Origin of the sequence: Pseudoduganella sp. RAF19 (assembly GCF_052114165.1) — a bacterium.
GTDB lineage: Bacteria > Pseudomonadota > Gammaproteobacteria > Burkholderiales > Burkholderiaceae_D > Rugamonas.
In genome coordinates, this window is sequence record NZ_JBFREF010000001.1 from 254,068 (window position 1) to 269,987 (window position 15,920).

The window sequence follows — 15,920 nt, forward strand, 5'->3', positions numbered from 1 at the left end:
AATTGTAAAAAATCATGCTAAGTTTTGCCGAAATAAGACGCGGAAACGCTGTCTGTTCAACAAACTTGGCAATTATCTAACGGAATTCTGTGACAATTGGTGTTAATTGCCGACGGGAAATCCCGTCGGCATTGTGACGATTATTTACAGACGAGCCTTGATCAGTTTGCCCAGGATTTCGATGCCCTGGCGAATACGCTCCGGCGGCACGGTCACGAAGGACAGGCGCAGGGTGTTGGTTTCCGGCTCGTTGGCGTAGAACGGCGAGCCTGGCACGAAGGCGACCTTTTGCTTGATGGCTTCGTCCAGCAGTTCCATGGCGTTGATGTGCTTTGGCAGATCAACCCAGATGAACATGCCGCCTTCCGGCTTGGTCCAGGTGGCGGAGGCAGGGAAGTGTTCGGCCATCGCATCCAGCATGGCCTGGCACTGGTTGCCGTACAGTTCGCGGATGGTCGGAATGTGCTGGTCCAGGAAGCCATCCTTCACCACTTCATGCACCACCATCTGGGTCAGCTGGGCGGTGTGCAGGTCGGCGGCTTGCTTGGCCAGTTCCAGGCGGCGCACCATCGGCTTCGGCGCCACGACGTAACCCAGGCGGATGCCAGGGGTCAGCACTTTGGAGAAGGAACCCATGTAGATCACGCCATCCGGATTCATGGCGACCATTTTCGGGCTAGGCTGGCCTTTGTAGCTCAGGGCGCCGTAAGGATCGTCTTCGATCAGCGGCAGGTTCAGGCGGGCGCAGGTTTCCACCAGTTCCTGGCGGCGCTCGACGGACAGCGAACGGCCGGTCGGGTTCTGGAAGTTCGGCAACGCGTACAGCAGGCGCGCGCCGGCGGCGATGCGGTCCAGCGAGGACGGCACCAGGCCATGTTCGTCGGTGTCCACCGACACGAATTCAGGACGATACACGGAGAAGGCTTGCAGCGCGCCCAGGTAGGACGGGGTCTCCACCAGCACTTTGCTGCCTTCGTCGATCAGCACTTTGCCAATTAGGTCCAGCGCCTGCTGGGAGCCGGACACCATCAGCACTTGTTCCGGCGAGATCTGTGCGCCGTTTTGCGACACCGAGTCCGCGATCCACTGGCGCAGCGGCATGTAGCCGTCGGTCGGACCGTACTGCAGGGCAGTTTTGCCGGCGGTGGACAGCACTTTGTCGAACGCTTTCTGCATGACTTCGACCGGGAAGGTGGCTGGCGATGGCAGGCCGCCGGCGAAGGAGATGATCTCAGGCTGCTGGGTCACCTTCAGGATTTCGCGGATGAAGGAGCTTTGCATCTGCATCGCACGCTCGGAGAAGTGCCACTGCAGCGGGTTCGGTGTCTCGATTTTCATAAATATTCTCGGTAAGGGAGGGCGCCGAAGCGCCTTCCGGCAATCTGTAAACTATTTAGGCGATTTCGGCGATCAGTTCGATCTCAACGCAGGCGCCGCGCGGGATCTGGGCCACACCGAAGGCGGAGCGGGCGTGCTTGCCGGCGTCGCCGAACACTTCGCCCAGCAGCTCGGAGCAGCCGTTGGTGACCAGGTGCTGTTCCGTGAAGTCCGGCGTGGAGTTCACCAGGCTCATGACCTTGACGATGCGCTTCACGCGGGTCAGGTCGCCGCCGCAGGCTTCCTGCAGGGTGCCCATCAGGTCGATGGCGATGGCGCGTGCGGCTTTCTGGCCTTCGGCGGTGTCGATGTTCTTGCCCAGTTGGCCAACCCATGGGTTACCGTCCGGCTTCTTGGCGATGTGGCCGGAGATGAACACCAGGTTACCGGTCTGCACGTACATAACGTAGGCAGCAACAGGAGCGGCCGGAGGAGCCAGGGTGATATCGAGCGACTTCAGTTTTTCGTAGACGGACATGGTTTTTCCCGGGTAAAAATGGTTCGGTAAGACCGCTATTGTACTCTGGGGCCTTCCGAATAAGCGACGGTCAACGGGCTACTTTGAAGCGTTTTCCTGCGCTGACAGTGGCAATAACGGCGAGAGCGAACAAAATATGCTCGGTTTGCAGCTTTTCGTTCAGCACCAGCGCGGCGCCCAGCAGGGACAGGAAAGGCTGCACCAGCTGCACTTGTCCCACCCGTGAAACGCCGCCCAGCGCCATGCCGCGGTACCAGAAGAAGAATCCGATAAACATGGAGAACACGCAGGTGTAGGCGAAGCCGCCCCAGGCTTGCACGCTCGCGCCGCCGAGCTGCAGGGCGTGGGTCCAGGCCTGCCAGGTCGCGATTGGCAACGCTACCGGCAGCGACAGCACGAGTCCCCAGGCGATGACCTGTTCGCCGCCCATTTGCTGCGACAGCCGGCCGCCTTCCGCGTAGCCCGCGCCGGCGCACAGCACGGCGGCGAAGATGGCCAGGTCGGCGGCGTGCAGCGTGCCGCCGCTCTGGCGTAGCGCGAATGCGGCCACCAGCGCGCTGCCCAGCAGGGCCGTCATCCAGAAGCCCATGGACGGCCGTTCATGTCCGCGCAGGGCGGACATCAGTGCCGTGGCCAGCGGCAGCACGCCAACCAGCACCGCGCCGTGCGAAGCGGGCAGGGTGCGCATGGCGATGGATGTCAGCAGCGGAAAGCCGATGACGCAGCCGGCGCCGGCCATCAGCAGGGGCGGGATCTGCTTTTGCGTCGGCAGCGGCGCACGCTTCCACAGCAGCCAGCAGGCCGACAGCAATGCCGCCACCACGGCGCGGCCCATCACCACAAAAACAGGATCGAGATCGGCGACGGCCATCCGCGTGAACGGCAGCGTGAGACTGAAGATCGCCACGCCGGCCAGACCCAGCAACATCCCCCGCGTCTCCGCACCGCCGCCCTCCACGACGCTGCCCGGCCCGGTGTGCAGGTTGTCTGCCGCTTCGTGTGGCGCACTGCCGCTGGCCGCGCACATGGACAAGTCGCGTTGGCCCGTCGGGTAGTCTGTACTGTGGGCGCTCATCGCAACTGCTCCTCGCCCAGCACGCGGCGCAATTGTTCGGCTTCGAGGTTGGCGCCGGTCAGCGGCAGGCCGAGCTTCTTGCCCTTGACGCGCGGGTCGTTCCTGAGCTGCATGGCCGCCGCCAGCGCCGCGGCGCCGGCGCCTTCCGCGACATTGTGCGTCGCGTAGTAATACAGACGAATGGCGCGTGCGATTTCGTCGTCGCTGACCGCAACCACATCGTCCGCATATTGCAGCACGAACGGCAGCGACGCCGGATCAGGCGTGCGGCACGCCATGCCGTCCGCGATCGCCGTATCCACCGCAGCGCTGACCGGCTCGCCGGCGCGGAACGACAGCTGATAGCCCGGCGCACCGGCCGACACCACGCCAATCACGCGCGTGTTCAAGCCCAGCGCCCCGCGTGCTGCGATGGCCGCGCAAAAGCCGGAGCCCTGTCCGATCGGCACGAACACCGTGTCGATATCCGGCCGTGCGCGCAGCAGCTCCAGCCAATAGGTGGCGACGCCAGCGACGAGGTCTTCGTGGCATGGCGGCACCATATGCAGTCCATCACGCTCCGCCAGCATCACGGCATGCTCGCGGCTGGCCTGAAAATCATCGCCGTGTTCGACGATATTTGCGCCAAGTGAGCGCATCATGGCCGTCTTCTCCGCGCCATTCCCGTGCGGGAAAACGATGGTCGCCTTCAATCCATTGCGCTGTGCCGCAAACGCCGTCGACACGCCATGGTTGCCGCGCGTAGCGGTAATCACGCCCGGCGTGTCCGGTGAACGCTGCAACAGCTTGCGCATGTAGACCAGGCCTCCGCGCGCCTTGAAGGCCGCGGTCGGCGTATGGTTTTCGTGCTTGATCCAGGCTTGCGTGCCCAGCGCCTCATTCAACAAGGCCCAGGAGATCTGTGGCGTAGGCGGCATGACCGAGTAGACGATGTCGGCGGCATGGGCAATCTCAATGGCGCTTGGAAGCTTCATGATCGTGTGCTGGAAAAAGTGGATCGATGGGTGTATCGTAGGATAAATGACCAGTACAGAACCAGTACACTTTCGACGATAATCCTACGCACTGTGACGGTAAAATGACCGATACACTCATTTCTTCGGCCCCGGCCCGGGCGCCGCGTGGCTCTGCGCCGATGGCGTTGCTGTCGCGCGAATCCGGCGAATCGCTGATCGACCAGATCGTGCGCTCGGTCGCCGCACGCATTGACGACCGTGTCCTGCGCAGCGGCGCGCGCATGCCCTCGATCCGCCAGTTCGCCGCCACGCATGGCGTGTCTGCCTTCACCGTGGTCGCCGCCTACGACAAGCTGGTGGCGCACGGCTATCTCGAATCGCGGCGCGGCGCAGGTTTCTACATCCGCGAGCGAACGGCATTGAACGCGCCCGAGCAGCGCAGCCAGGCGCCGTTCCCGGACGGGCATACGCTTGACGTGGTCTGGCTGGTCCGCAATATGTTCCGCCCGATGGCGCACCAGCACACTCCCGGTACAGGCGTACTGCCGGCGGACTGGCTGGATGGCCCGGTGATCGCCAACGCGCTGCGCGCCATCAGCCGGCAGCACGCGGGACTGCTGCTCAATTACGGCGTGCCGCAAGGCTTCCTGCCGCTGCGCCAGCAGCTGCAGCACAAACTGGCCGAGCTGGAAATCGCCGCCACGCCCGAACAGCTGGTGACCACCGCCGGCGTGACGCAGGCGCTGGACATGGTGGCGCGCGAATTCACGCGGCCCGGCGACACGATCTTTGTCGACGATCCGGCATGGTTTCTGATGTTCGGTTCCTTCGCCGCGCTGGGTGCGAAAGTGGTCGGCATTCCGCGCCTGGCCGATGGTCCCGATATCGCCCAGCTGGCGGAACTGGCGGCGATCCACAAGCCGCGCCTGTACGTGATCAACTCCGTGCTGCACAACCCCAGTTCGACGTCGCTGTCCGCCGCCAAAGCCTTCCAGATTCTGCGCATTGCAGAAGAACACGGCATCACCATCGTGGAGGACGATATCTACTGCGACCTGCATCCGGGCAGCGCAGTGCAGCCCGCAACGCGTCTGGCCGCGCTGGACCAGTTGCAGCGGGTGATCTATCTCGGTGGTTTCTCGAAGACGATGGCAGCCAATCTGCGGGTCGGCTACATCGCCACCTCGCCCGAGCTGGCGCAGCGTCTGGCCGACCGCAAGATGCTGCAAACCCTGACCACCAGCGATATCGGCGAGCGGGTGGTGTACAAGATTCTGTCGGAAGGACTGTACCGCAAGCACGTCGAACGCGTGCGCAACCGGCTGGACGCGGTCCGCGCCCGTGCTGTACGCCAGATGGAGCAGGTGGGATTGAAAGTGCCGGTGGCGCCGCCGGCCGGCATATTCGTCTGGGCCGATGCAGGACGCGACACCAATGTGCTGACCGAACATGCAATGGCCGAAGGCCTGCTGCTGGCGCCCGGTAGCCTGTTCTCGCCAAGCCAGCTGCCGTCCACGTTCATGCGCCTGAATGTGGCTGCGCTGCAGGGGCCAGAAATCTGGCGCTTCCTGCAGCGCGAACTGGGGGCTTAGTTGATCACCCGGCTGGCGGGCGTCAGCACGCCGCTGGGCGACTGGACGGTGACATTGAACTGCCCGGAGCCACCGGCTGTTGGGCAAGGAATGGTAACCACATAGGTAGGAATACCTAGCGGCGAACCAATACCCAGCACCACATTTGGCACGGTCGCACTGGACGGCACCGTTGTGACAGTCGATGTGCCGAAAAGTGCGCTGAAGCTGATGGTGGAGCCAGCCGGCATCCATACACCGTGCAGGTCCGTCACCGTCACTTGTGCCGTGACCGACGAAACGCCAACGCAGCTCAATGTTCCCGGTGCGATGGTGATTGCCGCGGCACTGGTCGAGAACTGCTGCACCAACTGACTCGATACGTACAGGGTCTGAGCGCTTGGTACTTGCGGAATGCGCAGTACGCCGTTGTAGATGCCGTCTCCCGGCGCCGTGCAGCCTGGGGGCGGATTGGTACCGATGCATGGTTCTCCCGCAGTCCAGGTGCCGCTCTCGTTATCGTCACGGAAGATGTTCCGCGGCAGGTCGGCGAAGGGCTCGCCGGGATCGTAGACGTTATTGCCGTTCGTATCCGTGAACGTTTCTTCACCCAGTGCGTAAGCCAGAACAGTGATGCGTGACTCTGGCCGCGGCTGCGCCGAATACAGTGGCACAGTGCAAACGCCGTTCACCGTCTGGCAGGACGCTCCGATCACGCCACCTTCTGCGGAGAAGTTAACCGCCGTGCCGTCCGGCACCGGATTGCCAAAGTGGTCGCCAAGGATCACTTGTACGGTGCTGCACAATTTGTCGATATTCCAGCCTTCGCAGTTGCCAGTGGATGTGGATAGCGAGAAGTGCGCCTGATCCGGCACGCCGCTGGACACCACCAGCTGGCTGGACACTGACGTCAGCGGAGGATTGGAACCTGCAACGGTGGCGATGACGCGGACCGAGGTTGGAATGGTACCGGCGGATACCGCCGTTGTGACCGTGCCATCAGCAGCACTGGTTGCAGTTGCGGGATTGAGCTTCAGGTCGCCCGTTGTGCTGGATGAGTTGCTGTCCGCGAAAACGAAGCTCACCTGCCGACCTGCGACCGGACTGCCGTTCATGTCGAACACCTGGAACTTCACCGTCGCATATTCGGGGCGGCCCGGCCCACCGGTGCCCTTAAGGGCGATGTTGGCGGTATCGACCCCAATATACTTGATAGAGCCGATCGTCGCTGGCAGCACATTGATGGAGGCGGACTGGGTCAATGTCGCATTGGGCAGCGTCACGGTAGCAGTTACCCTGTCGGTCGTGCCACAGCCTTTGTCCGTATAGCTTGCCGTTGCGGTGCCGTTCTGTGTGGTGACTGGCGTGCCGATGATTGCCTTGCCAGCGGCGACACATGAGGAAGTGAAGTTCACCGTGACTGGCGTCGTATAAGGCGCATCGCCATTCATGATGCTGACCGTCAGGCTGGCGTTGCCGCCGGCAGACAGTGTTGACGGTGCAACCTGCATGGCGCTCAGGCTAAGGGCAGGGAAGCTGACGGTGTAATTGGCGGAAGCCTTGACCGATGTTACACCGACCGTTGCGCTGGCGCTTACCGTGAACGCCCCTGCTTGCGTCCCGGCGGCCAAGGTGATAGTTGCGTTACCGCTGCTGTCAGTCATGGCGGTGCGTGATGACGGCGAAAATACGGCTGTTCCATCCGTGCTGGAGAAAGTCACCACCAAGTTGGCGACGGTTGCATTATTGCTGTCCTTCAGATTGACCTTCACCGTAGCGGCATTGCCCGGCATGAGCGTCGTGGTTGTTGCCCCGGAGCTGTCCAGCAGCGACATGGTCATGGCGCTTGCCGACGTGCCTGAACCAGGGCTTGTTGTGGCGCCACCGCAGCCGGGCAGCGCTGAGCTTCGTGTGGGGTCGACGTTGATGCAGCCGTCATCCCGTCCGCCGCCGCCGCAGGCTGAGAGGAAGGCTGCAAGCAGGAAAGCGATCAGGAAGGTTGCTAGACCAGTGAGCCTCGATGTGTTCGACATTTGCCACCCCATTGTGCTTAGTTGTTGTCGTTGTTAAGTACCACGAGTGTGAGTCCCGCTGCTTCGGTTGCTGCGGTCAGGCTTTGCTGCGCATCCTTGCCCAGCACAATACGCACATCGCTTGCCTGCAACTGGCGGCTGGCCAGTTGGGCTTTACCCTGCAGCGCTTTCTGCAGGCTTTCGGCCTGCTTTTCGAAACCTGGGCTGTACTGGATCGTGGTAGCGACCTGGCGGTATGGCTTGTCGTTGCTCAGACGGTCAACGGGAATGCCGATTTGGCCCAGCATGCTGCGGAAGCGTTTAGCCATGCCGGTGACGCCGTTGCCATTAGAGATTTCAAGGCGCGCCATTTGCACTTTGGTCGCTTTGGGCATCGCGGCAAGCGCCGCCTGGGCTGCTTTCGGTTCTTGCTTGGCAAGTGGTATCGCTGCGGCGGGCGCAGTAGCGGAACCAGCCGCCGCTGATGCTGCGACAGCTACGCGCTGCTTCAGCTCGAAGACGTTAGGTGAGAGCTGCACCAGTTCCATGCGCGAGGCAAGCTGGGTCGGGTCGGTGATGGACATGGTTGCCTTCGGCGCGCGCTGCACATAAGGCTCCGGCGCCGGTTCGGTTGATTCCGCGACCGGTGCCTGGGGCTGAAGCGCTGCCGGAGCGGATGGAATGCCTGAGGCGAGGGGGGCGGCTGCAGGAGCGTTGGCAGCGATCATGGGTTGCTCAGCTTCCGACGGCTTGGTGACAGGGGCGGCGGCTTCGGCCAACTGCAGATTCTGGAAGGCCTTCGGTCCTGCACCCAGCGCCATTGCGCGGCGGAGCGTCTGCACGGCGGCCACGTTATCGCCCATCAGATATTGAATGTAACCGAGATTTGTATGCGGCTGCGCTTCGCCCGGATAGTCATTCACCAGCGCGACCAGCGCTTTGCGGGCTTCTTCAAGATGGCCTTGCTGCGCTTCGATGACGGCGACCGCATTGCGAGCTTCCAGCTGATTCGAGTCCAGCGACAGTGACTGTGCATAAGCGCCGAGCGCCAGGGCCAGTTGGCCGCGTTCCTGATGAAAGCGTCCGAGGCGATTCCATGATGCGAGCTGATTATCCTGATTAATGCGCATGACCGGCTGCATGGCGAGCGGGCGGGATGGCGGAGCACCGCAACCCTGTAGCAGAAGGCCACCGGTAAGAATGGCGAAGACAATGGGCTTGAGCTTCATTTTTTTGCTCCTTCTTGTTTTCAATTTACGCCACTCATGGTGGGCAGCAGCACGCGATAGATCTGGATGAAGGCTGGCCCCATCAGGACGACCAGCAGCGAGGGGAATATGAAGAAAATCAGCGGGAACAGCAATTTCAGCGCGATCTTGGCGGCTGCTTCTTCCGCACGCTGACGGCGCCTGGTACGAAGCTGTTCGGATTGCACGCGAAGCGAATCGGCGATGCTGGTGCCAAAGCGCTCGGCCTGAATCAGCATGGCGACAAGTGCATCCACGTCTTCAACTCCGGTGCGTAAGGCGAGATTGCGCAGTGCGCGTTCCTTGGGCAGACCAGCACGTAGTTCCAGCGTAACGAGGTGCAGTTCGTCGCTCAGCACAGGGCTTTTCAGGCCGATCTCGTCGGCCACACGCAGCAGGGCGGCGTCCATCGCAAGGCCGGCTTCCACACAGACGGTCATCAGATCAAGCGCGTCAGGGAAGGATTCAAAGATTTCGCGCTGCCGGCGCTGGATCAGATTCGCCAGCAGGAAGTTTGGGAAGTAGTAGCCGAAAGCGGCAGAAACCAACAGCCAGAACAGCGTGCCGTTCGTGGACATCTTGCTGTTGCTGACAGCGTGAAAAATCATCACCAGCAGCGGCAACCCTGCCGCCAGGGCTGTCTTGGCGGCGAAATACAGAACCGGCGCGCTGGGATGGCGCAGACCGGCGTTAAAGAAGCGTGTGCGTAGCGCGGAGTGTTCCCAGTTTTCGTCGGACTCGCCGGACAACTTGGCCAGTGGCGCCGTCATACGTGCCAGCCGCGCCATGCGGGCCGCCCCGCGTTCCTTGCGGTCATGCCCGCGCCGGCTGCCGGCGTCCGTTACGGCCTGCAGGCGTTCCTGCACAGGGTCGGCCGAGAAACGGCTCATGATCGCATAGGCCATGCCGAAAACGGCGGTGAAGACCACTGCGAGGAAAGCGATCTGCATGATACTCATGGCAGCCTCCGTAACTACACGCGAATTTTAATAATGCGGCGCATCACGAATACACCCGAAACCATCAGAGACAGCGCGCCGATAATCATCTTGCGCCCTGCAGGGTCGGTGTACAGCACTTGCAAGAACTCGGGATTCGACAGCTGGATAACGAAGCCCGCCACAAAGGGCAACAGCCCTAGCACCCAGGCTGACATCCGTCCTTCTGCCGACAGCACGCGCACCTGGCCGAGCAGTTTGATGCGTTCGCGGATAATGGCGCTGATATTGCCGAGAAGCTCAGAGAGATTGCCGCCGGTCTCGCGTTGGATCATCACTGCGATCACGAAGTAGCGCACGTCAGTGCTGGGGACGCGGGTGGCAAGATTCATCAATGCCTCCGACATGGACATACCGAAGTTGACTTCGTCGAAGGCGATGCGAAATTCCTCGGCGATCGGATCACGCATTTCGTCGCCCACCATTTTCAAGGCGGTTGGGAAGGCGTGGCCTGCGCGTAGAGCCCGGCCAATGAGATCCAGCGCGTCCGGCAGTTGATAGTCGATTTTGTGCAAGCGCTTTGCCTTGGCGCGGCGCGCATAGAGTAAGGGTAGATCTATGGCAAGTCCGGCTGCGGCAAAGACCAGAAGTCCATGGAGACCGAGCCAAAGAGCGAACCCGCCTGCCAGCGCAGCCGCTAACAGGGACAGCGTGATAAAGTCCGATACGCTCCAGGACAGACCCGATTGTTCGAGCAGGCGGTCCAAAGTGCTTACGCGGGGTAGCTTGAGCAGCAGACGTTGAAGGTAAGGCGACTCGCTCAGCAGCCGTTGCTTGATCATCGAGCTGTTTTGCTGGCCGGCGTAGCCGCCGGCGGACATCAGGCGCAGGCGGCGTGCCACGCGTTCGGCTTCCGGGCCTTTCTGCGCATTCCAGGCGAGGTAGAGACCTTCGATCCCCAGCACCACGGCCAGGAAGATCAGTGTCCCCATGATGTAGTAGAGGTAGTCCATGGCTTAGCCTTTCGTCGGCAGGGCTGGGGTAAAGATCTCGTCGGGCAGGACGACGCCGAAATTGCGCAGGCGTTCACCGAAGCGGGGGCGTACGCCGCTGGCGGTGAAGTAGCCTTGGACTGCGCCTTCATTGGACAGGCCGGTCTGCTTGAAGCAGATGATCTCCTGCATGGTGATCATTTCGCCTTCCATGCCGGTGATCTCCGAGATCGACATCACCTTGCGCTTGCCGTCTGTCAGGCGCGCCACCTGCACCACGACGCCGATGGCGGAGCTGATCTGCTGGCGCATGGCTTTCACCGGCAGGCCGGCGGCGCCCATGCTGATCATGTTTTCCAGGCGGGTCAGGGCATCGCGCGGGGTGTTGGCGTGGATGGTGGCCATCGAGCCTTCATGGCCGGTGTTCATCGCCTGCAGCATGTCCAGCGCTTCGGCGCCGCGCACCTCGCCCAGGATGATGCGGTCGGGACGCATACGCAGGGCGTTGCGCACCAGGGCGCGCTGCGTCACCTCGCCCTTGCCTTCGATATTGGGCGGGCGCGTTTCCAGGCGCACTACGTGCGGCTGCTGTAGCTGCAGTTCGGCCGCGTCTTCGATGGTCACGATACGTTCGCTGTGGCTGATATGGCCGGACACGGCGTTCAGCATGGTGGTCTTGCCGGAGCCGGTACCGCCCGAGATCAGGATGTTCACCTTGGATTTGCCCAGCGCCTGAAGGATGGTGGCCATGGCTTCGGTCATCGAGCCAAAGCTGATCAGCTCATTCATGCCCAGCGGCTCGGCCGAGAAGCGGCGAATCGACAGGATCGGGCCGTCGATGGCCAGCGGCGGAATGATGGCATTGACGCGCGAACCATCCGGCAGGCGGGCGTCCACCATCGGGCTGGATTCGTCGATGCGGCGGCCCACGCGCGAGACGATCTTGTCGATGATCTTCATCAGGTGGGCGTCGTCGTTGAAGGTCACCGGCGTCAGTTCGAGGCAGCCGCGGCGTTCCACGAAGACCTGGCGCGCGGTATTGACCAGGATGTCCGAGATATTCGGGTCGGCCAGCAGCGGTTCCAACGGGCCGAAGCCGAGCACCTCGTACTGGATGTCGCGGGTGAGGTTGCGGCGCTCGCTGTCGTTGATGACCACCATATTCTCTTCGAGCAGGCGCTCGACCAGGATGCGCAGCTCGTCCTTGATCTGGTCCTGGGTCAGGCGCTGCATGCCTTCCAGATCCACGCGGTCGAGCAGGGTCTGGTGGATGCGGTGCTTGAGCTGCTGATAGGCGCGGTTGTCGATGCCTTCCGTGCGCAGCGGGGCGACATTGCCGCTGGCGCCGGCGCCAAGGCGGTTGCGAAGGGTATGAGCTGGTATTTGCATGATTCTCTCCCGGGGACTTCGGTGTCTTCAATTGCGCTGCAGGATGCGCGACAGCCAGCCGCGCTGTTCGCCCTCTGGCTCGCCGGCCAGTTCGCGGGCCATTTCCTGCAATGTTTTGGATACAGGGCTGTTGCGCGCCAGTTTCAGGATCGGCACGCCCTGATTGACGGAGGCAGCAGCCGCTTCGTAATGATTCGGAACGGTTTTGAACATGCGCGTGCCATAGGCTTTTTCGCAGTCGGCCAGGCGGATGTCGCCGCTGTTGGAAAAGCGGTTGACGATCAGGTTGATTCTGTCGCTGCTGTAGCCCAGCGAGCGGAAGACCGAAAGCAGGCGCTTGCCATCGCGGATGTAGGGCAGGGTGGCCTGCAGGATCGGGAACAGCATGTCCGCATGGTCCAGCGCGCGCACGCTGACGGCATCGAAGTTGCGGCCGATGTCGAGAATGACGAAGTCGTAGTGCTGGCGGGCCAGTTTGAGCAGGGCATCGATATGCTCCGGCTGCACGTCGTTGGCATGCGTCGGGTCTTCCGGTGCGGCCAGCACGCCGAAGTTGGGGGTGACCTGAACCATGCTGGAAGCCAGGAAGGACGGGTCGAGGCGGTGGATCTGCTGCGCTACCTGGGCCAGGCTGGCGGCCGGACGCAGGTCGGACACGAACAGGGAAGCATCGCCGAACTGCAGGTTCAGATCGAACAGGGCCACGCGCTTGCCTTCTGCAGCGGCCAGCGCGTAGGCCAGATTGGTAGCGAGGAAGGTGGCGCCGCTGCCGCCTTTGCACGAGACGAAGGCCAACACCTTGCCGGTAGCGCGGGAAGAGACGGCACGCTTTTCGTCGATGCGGCGCACCGCTTCGATCAGTGCATGCTGGTCCATCGGCAGCGGCAGCACTTCGCGCACGCCGGCGCGCATGGCTTGCAGCAGGAATTCCGGAGTCTGCTGCTGGCAGGCGACGATGATGGCGGTGCCAGGATGCTGGCTGCTCAGGCTTTCGATGCGCTCGAATTCCTTGCCGTTGACGACCGGCTGTGCAAGCAGGACCAGATCCGGCACGTGCTCGGACGTGTTCAGCTTGTCCATTGCTCCGGAAACCAGCTCCACGTGATCGGTGACGCTGCGCTCGCGCAGCAGGCGCCCGATTTCGAAGAGATGCTTGTCGTTGTTGGAGATGGCGGTGATCTTCATGATGCTCTCCGGTGCGCGCTCGCTAGTTGGTGAAGCCCATGCTTTCTGCATACATGATCACGGTCGAAGCCGGCATGTTGATCTTCAGGCTGTTGCTGTTGAACAGGGAGCTGTTGGCCACGAACGGCGTGAACTGCACGTTCGTCATCTGGACCTGGACCGAATAGATGCAGCTTGCAGTGCGGAGGGCATCATTGCAGGCTGACATATTGTCCGCGGGATCGGTGGGCGGGTTGATGACGGCGGTTCCGGCCTTGTTCAGGTAAGTGATGTTAATGGTTCCGGGCGTTATTTCGCTGGCGCCTGGAACGACAGTGGTCCTGTTAAACATGGCCAGGGTTTTTGCCGTCGTGTTGTCCGCCGTGCTGGTCCAGCGGATGGCCGCTTCGCGCGCGGCGCGCCGGGTCACTTCCTGCATCGTGTTATACACGTACATATAGCGGCCGACTTCGATGATGGCCAGCATGAGCGGGAAAAACACAAACAAGGCCAGAAGCGCAAATTCGACGGCTACGCCGCCGCGCTGGCGCGGCAGGTGTCGGGGGGACGGGCGGGCATTCATGTCGGCCTCCTAATTGGGCTGCATATAGCGCATGGTGGTCGAAGCCTTCATCGTCAGTGTTGTCGAGCCCGTAAGCAGAGGGACCGTGCTGCCGAAGACATAGCTCCAACCGGTGGTTTCGACGCGCACACCGCCTGGCTCAGTACCGTCGGTGCAGGTGCCGTCGGCGTAGGTGGTCTTGTCCAGGCAGGTCACCAGGACATTGCTGCTGCCGAAACCTGGCATTCCGCCAGCCTGGGCCTCGGCCACCACGCGGTCCTTGGCCGCCTGCACGGCTGCCGAGTTGATCGTGGCTTTGGCGGCCATGCTGAACAGGCGAGCGCCGTCACGGGTCGCCTTGGTCAGAGTTTCGTACTGGGCCAAGGCTCGTCCCAGGCCGAAAACGCCGGCCAGCAACGTGATCATGATCGGCAGGATCAACGCGAATTCCACAGCGATGGATCCGGAAGTATGGCGATGATGGCGGCTATTCATGGCATTCACTTATAGAGCTTGACTTCGGCGGTGGGCACCGGCTCGACAAGGCCAGTGAATTCCACAAACAGTTTTTTAGGCGAGCCGGAAAAGTCGGCCTGCGTCAGCATGAAGAATTTGCCAATTCCGACGGCCGGCATCTTGGCGCATGCACCACTGCCAACCGGCGTCGCGGAACAATTAATCAACACAAGGTTCAACACGCGGCGGTCGATTTGACCGGTGCGGCCCGTCGGTCCCAGGTAATAGTTCGAGTTGCTGGACTGGTTGTATGGCGCGGCTGGTGTCCCGGCCGGGAAGGCGTTGCCGGCTGTGGTTGGGTATTTGCTCGCGTCGATATAGTCAGTGGCACCGCCCTTGGGGCCGTACATCAGCTTGTCCGTGCCTGGTGTATTGGTTCCGATTGTGCCGTTGGCTTGGGCCGGGGTGATCAAAGTGGTCCCATCGGACTGCACTGGTGGTGTGTAGGCCCAGAGCGTGCCGTGTTCGGGATAGGTGTCTTGCGTAGTCACGCGCGAACTGGCGCTGACCGTGCTCGGCCAGACCTTGCTGGAATTGATGGCGCTGGCTTCATAGGGCAGCGCATATTTCGGGGTGTAGGGCTGGCTCGTCGTGACGGTGACGTCCTGCTGGTTCGGGTAGGTATAGCTTCCTGCGGTGCTGTCCATCCAGTCCATCGATGGCGTAACGGATATCGTATTGGAAGCGTTCTTCACACAGGGGCCACTGTTGCCGTGGCAAGGATATTCGCGAATATTGACATCCGGCGGTGCCGTTGTCGGATCGCATTGCGAACTATTCGGGAAGTAGTTGAAGCGCGAGTTCAATGCCGTGTCGAGGGTCGCGCTGACGCCGGTATTGGCGTAGACCGTTCCCGAACCTAGTGGCAGCACAGCGCTGTTGCCGGAGCACATAAAAGGAGCCGTTTTGCTTGCCGAGGAATTATTTGAGTCGCAAGCGTTGGGAGGGGCGTTTACCGGGTTGATCAGATAGGGATCCGAGGAAGAAGAACCAAGAGAGCCAAGCGCAAAGACGTTATATGCCATGCCGCGGCGGAAGCCGTACTCAACCAGCTCAGTAAAGGTTCCGTAGTCATAGTTGGCGTTGCGGTGGTTCGGGTCAATAGCGCAGATACCGATCGGCGTTACCGAGTCGACGTAGCGCCCGGCCACGGCATAGCCGAGGGTGGACATGCTGTTGATGCTGGCCACACGCATCAGGTAGGTGCCGATACTCTGGTTTGTTCCACCGTTGCCACCGACGCGCGTATCGACTTCGACAAAGGTGCGGCCCGAGGGATTGCTGTAGGTATCCGCATATGAATACCACGGACCGTCAGGCGTATCCGCAAAGCGGAAATTGGCCTGTGTCAGCGTGAGCGTCGTGTTGAAGTTGTACTTGTTCTTGGCTGCGAGCGCGACGCCAGAGTTGTAGGCTGCTTGCACCCCCGCGGCTGAATTGTCCAGGTCCTTTGCGGCCGCCAGCGCTGCCGCGTCGGCGATGTTTTGCAATTCGCTCTTTACAATGTACAGACGGCCCAGGTCCAACGATAAACCACCTACTGCGCACAGCACGAATAACAGCAGAAAAGCCGTCATGGCGGCGATGGCGCCGCGCTGGCGTTTATTGTGTGGATACCTGAGCGATCGCATGACGGTCTCCCG

The 15,920-nt window shown here is 61.8% G+C and carries 14 protein-coding genes; 1 reads left to right on the plus strand and 13 read right to left on the minus strand.

Translation table 11 applies throughout. The features are described from left to right. Positions 1–144: 144 nt before the first annotated feature. The 4 genes from AB4Z19_RS01230 to AB4Z19_RS01245 all read right to left on the minus strand — a co-directional run bounded on the left by AB4Z19_RS01230 (position 145) and on the right by AB4Z19_RS01245 (position 3,904). A complete protein-coding gene (locus tag AB4Z19_RS01230; protein WP_442026125.1) occupies positions 145–1,338 on the minus strand; it encodes an aminotransferase-like domain-containing protein in 1,194 nt (397 codons plus the stop codon). 55 nt (positions 1,339–1,393) lie between these two features. Beyond that, positions 1,394–1,855, minus strand: coding sequence for a RidA family protein (locus AB4Z19_RS01235; protein ID WP_442026124.1), 462 nt, complete (start codon positions 1,853–1,855; stop codon positions 1,394–1,396). Between the two features lie 70 nt (positions 1,856–1,925). Then, positions 1,926–2,783 carry a DMT family transporter gene (locus AB4Z19_RS01240; RefSeq protein ID WP_442026127.1) on the minus strand — a complete coding sequence of 286 codons (858 nt, stop codon included), beginning with the start codon at positions 2,781–2,783 and terminating at the stop codon, positions 1,926–1,928. Positions 2,784–2,926: 143 nt separating this feature from the next. Next, positions 2,927–3,904 carry a threonine dehydratase gene (locus AB4Z19_RS01245; protein ID WP_442026123.1) on the minus strand — a complete coding sequence of 326 codons (978 nt, stop codon included), beginning with the start codon at positions 3,902–3,904 and terminating at the stop codon, positions 2,927–2,929. A 104-nt stretch (positions 3,905–4,008) separates the two neighbouring features. On the opposite strand from AB4Z19_RS01245, the gene AB4Z19_RS01250 reads away from it, so the two are divergent. Then, positions 4,009–5,478, plus strand: a complete 1,470-nt coding sequence (locus tag AB4Z19_RS01250) for an aminotransferase-like domain-containing protein (protein WP_442033982.1) — start codon at positions 4,009–4,011, stop codon at positions 5,476–5,478. On the opposite strand, the gene AB4Z19_RS01255 is transcribed toward AB4Z19_RS01250, so the two are convergent. The 9 genes from AB4Z19_RS01255 to AB4Z19_RS01295 are packed head-to-tail and all read right to left on the minus strand — an operon-like array spanning position 5,475 to position 15,908. Then, positions 5,475–7,490, minus strand: a complete 2,016-nt coding sequence (locus tag AB4Z19_RS01255) for a hypothetical protein (protein WP_442033984.1) — start codon at positions 7,488–7,490, stop codon at positions 5,475–5,477. The two genes, AB4Z19_RS01250 and AB4Z19_RS01255, sit on opposite strands and share 4 nt — an antisense overlap. A 17-nt stretch (positions 7,491–7,507) precedes the next feature. Continuing rightward, positions 7,508–8,698 (minus strand): LytR C-terminal domain-containing protein, encoded by a 1,191-nt coding sequence (locus AB4Z19_RS01260; protein ID WP_442033986.1) that lies wholly within the window; start codon positions 8,696–8,698, stop codon positions 7,508–7,510. A gap of 20 nt (positions 8,699–8,718) precedes the next feature. After that, entirely contained in the window at positions 8,719–9,675 is a 957-nt protein-coding gene (locus AB4Z19_RS01265; RefSeq protein ID WP_442029282.1) for a type II secretion system F family protein, read from the minus strand. Positions 9,676–9,689: 14 nt separating this feature from the next. Next, on the minus strand, positions 9,690–10,667 hold the full coding sequence (locus tag AB4Z19_RS01270; RefSeq protein ID WP_442029283.1) for a type II secretion system F family protein: 978 nt from the start codon (positions 10,665–10,667) through the stop codon (positions 9,690–9,692). A gap of 3 nt (positions 10,668–10,670) precedes the next feature. Then, a complete protein-coding gene (locus AB4Z19_RS01275) occupies positions 10,671–12,035 on the minus strand; it encodes a CpaF family protein (protein ID WP_442033988.1) in 1,365 nt (454 codons plus the stop codon). Between the two features lie 27 nt (positions 12,036–12,062). Then, positions 12,063–13,220 (minus strand): AAA family ATPase, encoded by a 1,158-nt coding sequence (locus AB4Z19_RS01280; protein ID WP_442028760.1) that lies wholly within the window; start codon positions 13,218–13,220, stop codon positions 12,063–12,065. 22 nt (positions 13,221–13,242) lie between these two features. Next, on the minus strand, positions 13,243–13,782 hold the full coding sequence (locus AB4Z19_RS01285) for a TadE/TadG family type IV pilus assembly protein (RefSeq protein ID WP_442028761.1): 540 nt from the start codon (positions 13,780–13,782) through the stop codon (positions 13,243–13,245). A gap of 9 nt (positions 13,783–13,791) precedes the next feature. Next, positions 13,792–14,256, minus strand: coding sequence for a TadE/TadG family type IV pilus assembly protein (locus tag AB4Z19_RS01290; RefSeq protein WP_442028762.1), 465 nt, complete (start codon positions 14,254–14,256; stop codon positions 13,792–13,794). Between the two features lie 5 nt (positions 14,257–14,261). After that, positions 14,262–15,908, minus strand: coding sequence for a pilus assembly protein TadG-related protein (locus AB4Z19_RS01295; protein WP_442033990.1), 1,647 nt, complete (start codon positions 15,906–15,908; stop codon positions 14,262–14,264). Between the last annotated feature and the right edge of the window lie 12 nt (positions 15,909–15,920).